Below are 12,966 nucleotides of genomic sequence, written 5' to 3' on the forward strand. Positions count from 1 at the left end.
TCGACCCGCATCTATCTGACCGGAGCTCACCATGACTCTCACCGAGTTACGATACGTCGTTACGCTGGCCCGCGAAAGGCATTTTGGCCGGGCTGCAGAGCGTTGCCATGTCAGCCAGCCAACGCTCAGTGTTGCTGTGAAAAAGCTGGAAGACGAGCTCGGTATCCCTCTATTCGAGCGAAGCAAAAGCAGCATCCGCGTGACCGAAACCGGTCTGCGCATTATCGAGCAGGCCCAGCGGGTGCTCGATCAGGTCGGCCTGATCAAAGACATGGCTCAGGATGGCAAGAACCAGCTCAATTCGCCTCTGAAGGTCGGTGCGATCTACACCATCGGTCCCTATCTGTTCCCACACCTGCTCCCCGAATTGAGGCGTGCGGCCCCGGAAATGCCGCTTTATATCGAAGAGAACTATACCGCCAACCTGAGGCAGAAACTCCGGCAGTCTGAGCTGGATGCCATTATTATTGCCCTGCCGTTCGAGGAGCCGGAAGTAGTTACCCTGCCGCTCTACGACGAACCGTTCGTAGTGTTGCTGCCCGCGGGACATCCGCTGGCCAGCAAGGAGCAGTTGACTGCCGACGAGCTGGCCAAGGAGCAATTGCTATTACTCGGGCCCGGACACTGTTTCCGGGATCAGGTTCTGGAATCCTGCCCACCCCTGGTAGAAGCCGTAACCCACCGGGCAAACAACGGCTCACCGGCGCTGGTGACCGAAGGCAGTTCTCTGGAAACCATTCGCCATATGGTCGCTTCCGGCCTGGGTATTACGGTGTTACCGCTCTCGGCCGCCACCGCCATGCAGTACCACGAGGACATTCTGGCCGTTCGACCGTTTGCGCCCCCGGTGCCGTTCCGCACGGTGGCTCTGGCCTGGCGGGTCACGTTCCCGCGGCCCAAGGCTATTGATGTGCTTTCCCTGGCTGCCAGCCAGTGCCGGGTAATCGAAAAGGCGAAAACAGACACACCGGTTGTGGCCGAAAGCGCCTGAGCCTGACTATGACGTCACTGGATGACATACCGGTCACCCAGCTCAAGGGCGTAGGAAACGCCCTGGCAGAAAAGCTCGCCAAGCTGGGTATTATCTCCCTGCAGGACCTGCTGTTTCACCTGCCTCACCGATACGAAGACAGAACCCGGGTAATACCCATGGGAAGTCTTCGCATCGGTGACGTGGCCGTGGTGGAAGGGGAGGTTATGAAAGCGGACCTGATCATGGGTCGCAGACGCAGTTTGCAAGTAACCCTCCGGGATAACAGCGGGTTTCTGGTGATGCGCTTTTTTCATTTCAACGCGGCCCAGAAAAACCAGTTTAGCGAGGGCGCCAGGGTTCGCTGCTTTGGCGAAGTCCGGCCCGGGCGCGCAGGTTATGAGTTCTACCACCCGGAGTACCAGACCAATCCGCCGCCCATGCCGGCGGAAGGTGATGCGACCCTGACCCCGGTTTACCCGCTGACAGAGGGCATCCAGCAGCCACGCGTTCGCTCGCTCTGCCAGCAGGCTCTGGGCTATCTTGACCGGTTCCCGATCCGTGACTGGTTGCCCGGAAACCTGCTGGCCGAGTATCAGCTGCCTGGAATCACCGAAGCTGTCCAGCTGGTGCATTCCCCGCCAGCCAGCGCGCCGGTCAACCTGCTTATGGAAGGGCGCCATCCGGCGCAACAGCGCCTGGTGATGGAAGAACTGCTGGCCCATCAGCTGAGCTTGCTCCAGGTGCGTGAACAGATTCAGGCCCGTGAAGCGCTCCCGCTCCTGCCCACGGGGGATTTGCCCGAGCGTTTCCTCGGTTCCCTGCCCTTTGCACTCACCGGTGCCCAGCGCCATGTGCTGGCCGACATCCGTCAGGACCTGAGCCAGCCACTGCCGATGCTCCGGCTTGTTCAGGGCGATGTTGGCTCGGGCAAGACCGTTGTCGCGGCATTGGCGGCGTTGCAGGCTATTGGCGCCGGTGCACAAGTAGCCCTGATGGCGCCCACCGAAATCCTTGCCGAACAGCATTTTCAGAATTTCCGGGCATGGCTGGAGCCTCTGGGCATCCGTCTCGCGTGGCTATCCGGGAAGGTAAAAGGAAAGACCCGGACGGAAACGCTGGAAGCGGTCCAGTCAGGGGATGCCGCCGTGGTGATCGGCACCCATGCCCTGTTTCAGGACGACGTCAGGTTCCATCGTCTTGCCCTGGTCATCGTCGATGAACAGCATCGTTTCGGCGTACACCAGAGGCTGGCCTTGCGGGAAAAGGGTGTCGGTGGCTCACTGGCACCTCACCAGTTGATCATGACCGCAACACCCATTCCCCGTACGCTTGCCATGAGCGCCTATGCCGATCTCGATACCTCGGTGATTGATGAACTGCCTCCAGGACGGAAGCCGATCGAAACCATCGTGATTCCCGACAGCCGCAGGGAAGATGTGATTGAACGGGTTCGGGGCGCCTGCAGGGAAGGTCGACAGGCCTATTGGGTGTGCACTCTGATCGAGGAGTCCGAGGCTCTGCAGTGTCAAGCCGCGGAGGTGACTGCCCAGGAGCTTGCCGAGCGATTGCCGGACCTGAAAGTGGGGCTGGTGCATGGCCGGCTAAAGGCTCAGGAAAAGGCGGCGGTGATGGAGCAGTTCAAAGTTGGCGAGCTGGACCTGCTGGTCGCGACCACGGTGATTGAGGTTGGGGTGGACGTCCCCAACGCGTCGCTGATCATCATTGAAAACCCGGAACGCCTGGGGCTGGCCCAGTTGCATCAACTCCGTGGTCGTGTTGGCCGGGGCGAGCAGGCAAGTTTCTGTGTCCTGATGTACCACCCGCCTTTGTCCGCCAATGGCAAGGCCCGGCTGCAGGCGCTCAGGGACAGCCAGGATGGCTTCTTTATTGCCGAGAAAGACCTGGAGATTCGGGGGCCGGGCGAAGTATTGGGTACCCGGCAGACCGGTATGATGCAGTTTCGTCTGGCGGACTTCGAACGCGACAAGGGCTGGATTGAGCCAGTTCGGAAAATGGCGCCGGGATTGATGGTTCATCCGGAGACTGTCCGCGCTCTGGTGCGACGATGGCTCGGTGAGAGAACCCGTTACGGCGATGTGTAAAGGCGTCCGTTTATTCACTGAAAGCGTATGAAAACGCTCTGGAAATAGAGTTCAGTCAACGTCAGAGTCATTTCTTTGCCCTATACTGGGTTTAGTATGATTTTCGGGTTCGGGTTATCCGGCGGGAAACAGCAATATTCGGGAGAAATTTATGGAATTACCTGTCGCAGTTCAGCAGGCTCTGGGTGAGACCGCAGCGGGTGTATCCTTGAGGGATGTCAGCACCGCCAGCCGAAAAGAACTGTTACGCATGGTCTTGCTGACTGATGAGCAAGGTAACCTTCAGGTGATTTGTCGCAAGGACGATCTGATTGATTTAGAACAGATGAACAAGGAACTCGGGCGTGATCTGAGTCTGATGAAGCGCCGCGAGCAAGTGCGGGTGAGAGAGCGGGCTGGCCTTAAAGCGCTTCCAGCACTGCCTTCATTGACCGGCTGGCCAACGCTTGTTGATGAGCGTGTGGATCAACTTTCTGCGGTTGCGTTGGAGCTTGGCGAACAGAATCTCGCGATGGTCATGCCTGCAGAGGACTTCCAGGCTCTGACAGCCAACGCCGATCGACACTCTCTTGCAGTCGCCCTGGAATCCATTTCGGTTAATTATGATGACCACGACAGAGATCGGGATCAATTCCATTCGGCCATCAAAAAATTCACCGGTTTAAGAATACAGCAGAGACTTGAAGATACGCTTGAGCTACCACCACTGCCTGAAACCGCGCAGAGAATCATCCATTTACGAGTAAATCCGAATGCTGTGATGGGGGACCTCGTTGATATCGTCGAGAGCGATCCAAGCTTGGCAGCGCAGGTGGTCAGTTGGGCGTCGTCTTCGTTCTATGCCGCCGCCGGCCAGGTAAAATCAGTGCATGATGCGGTGTCCCGAGTTCTCGGATTCGACCTTGTCATGAACCTGGCCATGGGCCTTTCGTTGGGGCGGGCATTAAAACAGCCTCAGGATCATCCCGAAGGTTATGTGGATTACTGGCAGCAGGCTATCTGGCAAGCCCAGTCCGCCGGTATTTTGGCCAGCATGATGCCCCGCGGAGAGCGTCCTGTCTTTGGTCTTGCCTATCTGGGAGGCCTTCTCCACAACTTTGGCCACCTGGTTCTGGCGCAAGTGTTTCCGCCACATTTCAAGCTGGTATGCCGTTCGCTGGAAGTGAATCCTGATATTGATTCCTCCGTTACTGAACACTATTTACTTGGCATTACCCGAGAGCAGATTGCAGCCCAGCTCATGGAAAACTGGGGCATGCCCGACGAGGTCACACTGGCAATCCGTTATCAAAAGAATCGCTTCTACAGTGGATCGAACAGCGTTTACGCCCGTTTGCTCTGGCTCGGCCGGCAGTTGCTAACGGCACGAGGTGTAGCTCTCGGCGCCGGTGAAGAGGTTGATCAGGCAGTCTTCGATGAGTTGGGTCTTGATCGAGGGCAGGTTGAGGAACAGTTCGATGAACTGGTTCACAATAAAGATAGCGTTATGGCAATGGCCGGTATGATGAGCCAGTAAGGTCTACATCCCCATATTTTGATTCAAAAAAAGCCGGCTCAGAGGCCGGCAAGCTCACCCGCTTTATTGCAGAGTCGTCCAAACTTATCAGGAGAAAACAACGTTAGGTGGCACCTGCCGCAGATGGTCGGTGCCCCCTTGCTTATAATTTAGACCCTGATGGAAAAAAGAAAAGTCAACAGTTGTAACCTGGAAGGAATGATCGTCGTGTCAGTTTTTCACCGCGTCAGAACCTTTTGATTTGATGAGCTAAATTATTCTTTTTGTCGACCGAATAGTTACAAAATGTTACAAAAATAAGGTCTGACCAGTTCCTGGATGCTTGTATAGCTGACTCTAACCTGAAAAGGAGTGGTGTCGGATAGCGGTTGCGGCCCGGCGAATCGCATCGGCATGCTTCTGTTCCACTTCGAAACGTTCCTTGTCCATCTTGTCCACGAACTTTGTCTCCGTTGCTTGCCGTGCCCGGTGCGTGGGCATGTGCTGCAACTGGTCATGCACTTCCTGGAATACACTGAAAGGTGATTGCTCCAGCAACTCCGGAGCAATGTGATCGAGCAGGCCCTTGAGTCTCAGGCAGGCTTCCGAGTATTCGATCTGATCCTCTTCAACCGCCATCGCAATAACATGAACACTGCGGATCATGTCTTGTCTGCGGTTGGTCTGGAACGCCTCGGCTTTGGCCTGCCGTTTGCGATTTTCCGAAAGCAACCCCATCTGACGCCGGATGAAGACCGCCAGCAGAACGATGGCGATGAGACCAGCAATAATCAGACTCCACTGCAGCCACTGGGGCATTTTCAGCTCCTTTTATGAATCAGGCCCGTTTGCGTTGGCGCTCCGGGCGCCAGACTTTGACAGCAACGGGCTGTCCATTCAATACGGAAGTGCCAGAGAGCGGATCAATTCGACCGTCGCTGAGCAAGTCGTTGATGCTGGCACCGGCATGGGCAGCCGCCACTGACTGGCCAGTGCCGTCGCGGTCATGGCCCCAGCCATGGGGAATGGATACCACGCCGGGCATGACATCCTCGGTAATTTCAACCGGCAAGACTATCTGCCTGGATTCCGAAGATATTTCTGCAGAGTCAGCGGCCTGCAAACCCAGGCGGCTGGCGTCTTTGGGATGAATCATCAGGGTGCACCGGTCCTTGCCCTTAACCAGCCGCTGACTGTTGTGCATCCACGAGTTGTTGCTCCGAACGTGGCGCCGGCCAATCAGTTGCAGAGACTCGCCGGCCGGTGCAGCCAGGGCCTCATGCAGCCTGCCAAGGTCGTCCAGGTAGCGCCTTGGCGCAAGGTTGATCTTGCCATCGCGGGTAAACAGGCGTTCAGGCAGGGACGGCTGGAGAGGGCCCAGATCGACGCCGTTCGGGTTGTCCTTCAGGGCACTCAGGGAAAGCCCTTTCGGTAGCTCCTGCCAGTGGCGGTTCAGGGGGCTGAGCTTGGCCAGTCCACGAAGCGGATGTCGTTTCGGCAGGATATCCATCACCAGATCGACCGCAGGCTGCAGCAAGCCCCGCGCACGCCCGGCATCAGCGCCATAGGGGCCGGATCGCAAGAGCAGATCAAGAATCGGGTCTGGCCCAATCTGCTTGAAGGCGCGCCAGCCGAGTTCCGCCCGCAGGGCCAGTTGCCCACCTTTCCGGAGCTTTTCCAACCGGTGGGCCAGCTCCAGTAGAATCTGCCAGTCATGGCGGGCTCCCGGGCCGGCATCGAACAGTGCTTCGCTGTATTTGGCGAAATTGCGCACCGCAAACATGCTGAAAATCAGATCGTAGTGGCTGCGTTCCAGCGCCGCGGTCGGGGGCAGGATGATATCCGCATGCCGGGTTGTTTCGTTGAGGTAATAATCCACCGAGACCATGAAGTCGAGGCCGCCCAGGGCTTCCTCCAGACGTCGGCCGTTGGGGCTGGAGAGAACGGGATTGCCGGCAACGGTGACAAAAGCCCTGATCTGCCCATCGCCAGGGGTTAACATCTCATCGGCCATGGTGCTGGCCGGGTATTCTCCGCCGAATTCAGGCAGCCCCTTCACGCGGCTGTGGCGCTTGCCGAAGTGACCCTTCTGACCGGCCATGGCACCAAGCTCTACCAGATCAATCGCCGGCTGCGAGAACAGAACGCCGCCGGGCAGGTCCAGTTTCCCGGTCAGGATGTTGAGGCAATAGGCCAGCCAGGTTGCCACACCGCCAAAGGTCTGGGTGCTTGTCCCCATGCGCGTGTAAAGAGCCGCCTTTCGCGTGGTGGCGAGCTGTCGGGTGAGGGCGCGAATGTCCTCCGCGGAAATACCGGTGTGTGCGCTGACCACTTCCGGGGTGAAGCTGAGAGCCGCCAGGCGCAGAAGGTCTGCGTCTTTCACCAGCCTTTCCGCCGGACCGGGATCCACCAGCTTTTCTTCAAACAATGTATGCACCATGGCCATCATCAGCAGGGCATCGCTTCCGGGCCGGACGAAGTGGAATTCGTCGGCAAGCTTTGCGGTCTCGGTGCGGCGGGGGTCCACCACAACCATCTTGCCGCCGCGCTGCTTCAGGGCCTTGAGTCGCCCGCGGAAGTCCGGAACCGTCATCAGGCTGCCATTGGACGCCATGGGATTAGCGCCAATGCAGATAAACAGATCCGTGTGATCGATATCGGGAATGGGAAACAGAACCTGATGCCCGAACATCTCGAGACTGGCGAGCATGTGAGGCAGCTGATCGTTGGACGTTGCTGAAAACCGGTTCTGGGTTCCGATGGCTCGCAGCAATGGCATGGTGGCAACCAGGGAACCATGGTTGTGTACGTTTGGGTTGCCCAGGTAAACGCCGATGCTGTTGTGGCCGTGGTCCTGGCGGGTCTGGTGGAGCTTTTCGGCGACCAGGTCAAACGCCTCCGCCCACTCCATTTCCTGCCAGCCGGTCCCGGTTTTGCGTATCGGCTTTTTCAGGCGGTCCGGATCTTCGTGCAGATCCTGAAGCGCAACCGCCTTCGGACAGATATGCCCCCGGCTGAGCGGATCATTCTCATCGCCCTTTATGGAAGCAATCCGGCCGTCCTTCATTTCGATCGCGACACCGCACATGGCCTCGCAAAGGTGACAGGTACGATAGTGGGTGCCGTTTTCCATGAAGGGGCTCTCCTGAAAGGTTGTTGTCTTGCTATAGAAGTTTCAATCTGCAACCAGATTAGCAGCAAATGGCTTGGATGGGGAAATAACCACCGTTTGTACCCTGTGCAAAAAGGGCCAACCCGAAGGCTGGCCCTTTGCAGTGGTTTCACAGCTTTTTACTGCTCTGCCGGGATCTCTTTGACCGGGTTGGATATGAAGTTGAGGTAGACGCCCTGTTCGGGGATTTGCAGGGGCAGATCAATCGTCACGATTTCGCCGCCAGGCACTCCAAGCGCCCGCGCCCGGACATTAATGTCGACCAGGTTTGAGTTGCGTTGCTCAATCTGCATCCGGCCGTCATCGAAGAAGGTGATGTTGCCCTCCAGTTCAAGCACAAACTCCCGACCGTACAGGTCGTGGCGGCCCCCCAGCGGGATTTCCATATCGGGTGCATCGAGCATCAATTCGGCCCGGGTCTTGAAGACCGGCTGGCCATCTTCACCCTCGGTTATAACCCCGGGTATCAGTCCAGAGCGGCTGCAGCCCGGGCCGGAACACGCCGGGTCGTCCTTGGCATAGCGCATGCGGAGGACCTGGGTATTGGTAATGGACTCCTCCTGGAGTGGGATAAATCCAAAAACCCGAAGCTCTGTGAACACACTGATCGATGTGGTCGCCAACTGTGTGGGATACAGGTTCACCAGAATCCCCTCATCGCCGGTTGGCTCATAAATGCCAGGGCCAATAACTTCCGTGTTGAGGGCGTAGGTCTGGTAGATGAACTTATCTTTGGGGCAACGCTCGCCGGTCTCGCAGCCAACCCGCGCATCGGCGGTACTGGCTACAATCACGGGCGGAGAGGCTGATGCTTCGTTATTGCGAACCCTCAGTTTCGTTGAATTGGCTGAAGCGGCCCAGCCCTCAGCGTCGCTGCCCTGGTGGTCAAACGGCTCAAGACAGTCCGGGTTGGTGTTGGAGTCACAGTCCACAATGAAGTTGGCATTGGTGTCGCGAACTGGCAGGTTTCGCAGAGGCGTGAAAACGCTGTCCAGAGGCTCGGTTCCGGTGAAATAGATCACCATGTCGTCCGGTCCGTTGTTGCCACCTCCGTCATCAAGCCCTTCAAGCAGGTCGGTTTTCAGTGCAAGGCCATCGGAATCGCAAACTGAGGTGTAGCTTCCAGTCGAGCAGCTTCCTGCATCCTCCGATGACTTCAGGGTGTACCGATAGTGTGCGTCGGCTTCCCAGGGCTGGTCCGGGTAGAACCGGATCCGCTGGAGATTCTTTTCAAGCCGGCCAGGTACGTTGCTTTCCACAACCGTGACCGAACCATTGGGCTCCTGCCTCACTTTCTCGACGATGAAGGTGTCTCCCTGAATAATGGAATTCAGGTCCATGGACTTGGAGAAGACAATGGTAATGGGACGATCTGACGGCATGGTGCTGACTGGTAGAGTGTCACCCACACCTCCATCGGAATAGCACTGTCCCAGTACGCCGGCAGAGAGATCCAGCAGACTATGATCGGTTTCGCAGGGGTAGCCTGGATAGGTGGTCAGGGCCAGGGCAGGCCGCCGGGTTACAGTGGAGCCGCCAATATCATCCAGTGAAAACTGTAACGGTGCCACGGTGGCTGGGTTGCCGGCCAGATCGGTCAAACCATCGATGACGACTTCGTAGTCAACGCCATGGCGCAGACCATCGCCCGGATTCACGATAACGGCAGTTCCGTCCAGTTGTGTCTCAAGTGTCTCAACAGGAACACCATCCGCGAACAGTGAAATTCCGGTATCAATGGAGTCCGCGGCAAGCGGCTCATCAAAGAACAGAATGACCGGATCCCCGGGGCGCTGCATGGACTGGCGCGTATCCGGAATGGCGTTGTCCGGTCCGGGCATCCAGCTGATCAGGCTGGGCGAAGTGCTGTCCAGCTCGCGGAGTAGCTCGGCATCCAGAACCGAATCGGCATCGGTGGCCGCCTGAAGATGGAACGCGATGGTCGAGTCTGTGTACTCCTGGCCGAGAAGGTTTGGCTCCACCATTCCGATGGCATCGATGGTCAATACGCCATCCTGCACCAGTGCGATGCCGCGCAACTCGACCCCCATCAGATCCTGGGAGAGTGCTGCGTTGGGCTGGGCGTTTTCGGTGTTCATGGAGACATCCATAAACAGCGTGATATGTCTGGGCGCGTTAATGTCATTGGTGTAGGGGTTGGGGCTCAGGTAGCCGGATGCGTCTGACAACATGGTGACCTTGATGTTGCCAGTAGTCTGGAGCTGACCGTTGGCGGCATCCAGCACAGGAACCTCGCCGCCCACCAGAACATCCAGACTGGTACTGTTCAGCACGCTGCCCCGGGCGATACGCAACGGAAGCGCTTCATCAGCCTCGAAGGCCGGCGCATAAGCCAGCTCTGCAAACAGATCGCCGGTCTGTTGGGAGGGGCCTGCTTCTCCCTGGAGCACCGAGTTGAGCGTGACGCCGTTAATGGCCTGGCCGTTCAGGACTGATCGGGTGACGTCTTGCTCCGCAATACCTGCGGCCAGCCCGGAATCAACAGCAGACTGCTGAAGTACGACCGTTGGGCCTGTCTCGCGGGGCGTGAATGCGATTTCCTCACTGAACCGGTCTGCTTCGGGCGAAGTCAGGCTGGCCAGGTTTTCCAGGCGCAGGGTATAGGTCTGGCCGGTGTCCAGGACATCGTCCTTGCTGCCACAGTCCCTGGGATCCTCGACCACACAAGGGTCCACCGTTATCCGATTGCCTTTCACCAGAACCATCGCTGGAACAACCTCTCCGCTGCCATCCAGCAGCTGGATGGAACCGCCGAGAGCCTTCCAGTCCGGATGGATCGGGTGGGTCATGGCCAGGCGGAATGTGGAAAAGTTCATGGCCTCGAACGGGCTGTTGTTTGCCGGAACCTGCCAGGCGATATCAAAATCCGCGGCCGAGTTGGTTATGCTTGCGGGTCCGGAGAAACTTCCCCGAGTCTCGAACTGGATGCCGGCATCGCCGACCGCGTTGGGGGTGTCGATCTGGCGACCGCCCTCCGCAGCCAGCGGTTCGCTGAACGTCACCGTGTAGTCGCCGAGCGTGTCGAGTTCCGACGAGGGCGACAGCATGAGGCTTTTACCGCCGTCAATCCGGCTGATAGAAAAGGGCAGTGACTGTTCCTGAGATTGCAGCAGAATCTTGTTTTGGAGATCTGCATCCTCATCGGTCAACGCATGGCTGAAGCGCAGAACAATGTCGGCTTTCGGGCTGACATCTGCCTGGCCATCAACAGGGTAGGAATACACCACCGAGCCGGGGGAGACTTTCTCATTCATGGTCTGTTCGTCGCCACCACAGGCGGCCAGTAACAGGGCGGGTATAAGTGCCAGTGTGTTGTTGTACTTCATGGCGTGCCCTCCTTAAAACTTCAGGGTGATGGAGCCGCTGACAACGTGAACGTCGCCGTCTGCAGTAACCGGCGTTTCGTTGCCGTCAAAATCCACCAGTGTGAAATCGCGCTCCTGCAGTTGCTGGTACTGGTAACCGATGTCCAGACGGACGGGATAGGCCAGCAGACGGGTGCGGTCATACGTGGCGCTCAGGCCCAGGCCCACGACAATCTTGTCGGTATCGAGGTAATTGATCTCGGGGTTGCGGGTAGACTTGAGCGGTGATTCCTCATAGGCAACGCCGCCGCGCACAGAAAAGTTCTTGTTGAGTGCGTACTCGGCGCCGATCCGTGGAATCAGCACGTCGTCGAACTGAATCCGGCTGCCCGCTGGCACAGACTGCTGATCCTTGATCGTATCGGAAGAAAATTCCTTCTCCAGCTCTGACCAGTTCTGCTGCTCCACGCTGCCACCAATCCGCCAGTTTTCGCCCTTGTATTGAGCGCCAAAGCCGAAGGTTTCCGGCTGGAAGGAATCAATGGTGGAGACCGACAGACTCAGGCCGGGATCCGGAATGGTCTGGGTGACAATGATGTTGGAATCAACCGACGTGGAGGCCGCTGACTTGGTTCGATAAGTGAGTGCGGTTTCCCAGCCGTTCAGGAAGCAGTCGCTGTCCGGGCAGAATGTGCTGCCCAGATCAATGGTGGTGCCCAGAATGGTTTTCAGTGAGGGTTCGGCATTGACCGCAAGGCGTTCCCGGCTGGTCTCGCCACCCAAAGTAGAGACCGCATCGAGGTTTGCCTGGGCATCCAGGGTGACCCGCACCGAAGCACCGGCGGAGATGCCGCGCCAGATCGGCGTAGCGCCACCGATGTTCAGGAACAGGGGCTCTTTACCGTACTGAAGGAACTGGCCGTTCTCCGTGGTCTGCGAATCGAACGCCAGCATTTCCTTGCCGTATTTCTCGACGCCTGCAATGAAGCCCAGATAGATCGGGTGCTTGAAGCGAGTCAGCGAACCCAGATTGGTTTTCATGCCAATCAGCACCTGCTGGCTTGGTGAGTTGGCCAGGATGTCGCCATTGGCATTCGGGTTGGCAGAACGCAGTTCCTGTTCGGCGTGCAGAATGCCAGCGGTCAGCTCCCCACGCTCATCTTTGGTCAGATAGGCTGGGTTGTAATAGGTGGCTGACACCTGGTCATTGAACATTGATAAGGATTGGGCCGTAGCGACATCCACCGGCATGACGCCATAGGTGGTGCCCAGGTTGCCCATACTGGCAATAACCGGAACAGAGAAACCGACAGAGGCGGTGGCGATTGCAAGGGAAAGTGCCCTTGACCGGGAACGGGAGGAAAAAGCCATTGATACACTCCATTACTTCGTTGTTTTTATACTCGGGCCGCACTGGTGGTGAGCACGGCTGGTATTTTTGTTCAGGAGGTAGTGTATTCGGCTTGTCTTTTGGGGACGTTGGCTTACTTGACGAGAATCGAGGTCTTTACAACCACATTCGTGGCGTGGACAAGTTGAGTGAATTCTTAGCTGGGTGGAGATTTCGTTAGTTATCGAACGGCGCTTTTAAGTCATATAGGAAAAGGCCCCAAAGAGGGGCCTTTCTGAATCAACTGTATAGTTTTTCGACACTGCGCTTTTAGCTGTGACGTACTCTTCTTCGAAAAACAACTAAACCCGTAAGGCCCAAACCAAGCATGGCAAGTGTGCCTGGCTCAGGAACAGTTACGCTTTTGGGAGTTATTGTCAAATCTGGTGTATGACCATCAGGCAGCGTTCCTGTCAGATTGGTCTTCCACCTCTATTCCATCCTGAAACTGTACGTTGTCCACGACCAGCTTCAGTTGGTCGAACCCCTTGATCCGCTTCCAGCGTTT

7 protein-coding genes and 1 pseudogene are annotated in these 12,966 nt (G+C 57.4%); 3 read left to right on the top strand and 5 right to left on the bottom strand.

What is annotated here, in order from left to right:
- The first annotated feature begins 31 nt into the window (after window positions 1-31).
- The 3 genes from AC13E3_RS05760 to AC13E3_RS05770 all read left to right on the top strand — a co-directional run bounded on the left by AC13E3_RS05760 (window position 32) and on the right by AC13E3_RS05770 (window position 4,591).
- The gene (locus AC13E3_RS05760) at window positions 32-991 is read left to right on the top strand and encodes a hydrogen peroxide-inducible genes activator (RefSeq protein ID WP_053114223.1); all 960 of its coding nucleotides are present in this window, start codon (window positions 32-34) and stop codon (window positions 989-991) included.
- 8 nt (window positions 992-999) lie between these two features.
- Window positions 1,000-3,075, top strand: a complete 2,076-nt coding sequence (recG, locus tag AC13E3_RS05765; RefSeq protein ID WP_053114225.1) for an ATP-dependent DNA helicase RecG — start codon at window positions 1,000-1,002, stop codon at window positions 3,073-3,075.
- 151 nt (window positions 3,076-3,226) lie between these two features.
- Complete coding sequence (locus tag AC13E3_RS05770; protein WP_288367738.1) at window positions 3,227-4,591, top strand: HDOD domain-containing protein; 1,365 nt, start codon at window positions 3,227-3,229, stop codon at window positions 4,589-4,591.
- A gap of 336 nt (window positions 4,592-4,927) precedes the next feature.
- Here the strand turns inward: AC13E3_RS05770 and AC13E3_RS05775 are convergent, their stop codons facing one another.
- The 5 genes and pseudogenes from AC13E3_RS05775 to AC13E3_RS05795 form a co-directional block, all read right to left on the bottom strand.
- Window positions 4,928-5,389, bottom strand: a complete 462-nt coding sequence (locus tag AC13E3_RS05775) for a DUF2489 domain-containing protein (protein WP_053114227.1) — start codon at window positions 5,387-5,389, stop codon at window positions 4,928-4,930.
- A 19-nt stretch (window positions 5,390-5,408) separates the two neighbouring features.
- Entirely contained in the window at window positions 5,409-7,703 is a 2,295-nt protein-coding gene (locus AC13E3_RS05780; protein WP_482901807.1) for a molybdopterin-dependent oxidoreductase, read from the bottom strand.
- A gap of 158 nt (window positions 7,704-7,861) precedes the next feature.
- Window positions 7,862-11,089, bottom strand: a complete 3,228-nt coding sequence (locus AC13E3_RS05785; protein WP_482901808.1) for an Ig-like domain-containing domain — start codon at window positions 11,087-11,089, stop codon at window positions 7,862-7,864.
- A 12-nt stretch (window positions 11,090-11,101) separates the two neighbouring features.
- Window positions 11,102-12,439, bottom strand: a complete 1,338-nt coding sequence (gene aupA / locus AC13E3_RS05790; protein ID WP_482901809.1) for an alkane uptake protein AupA — start codon at window positions 12,437-12,439, stop codon at window positions 11,102-11,104.
- A gap of 289 nt (window positions 12,440-12,728) precedes the next feature.
- Window positions 12,729-12,821, bottom strand: a pseudogene (locus AC13E3_RS05795) (PEP-CTERM sorting domain-containing protein); the annotation flags it as partial.
- Window positions 12,822-12,966: the final 145 nt, after the last annotated feature.

This window comes from Marinobacter sp. L-80 (assembly GCF_056859395.1).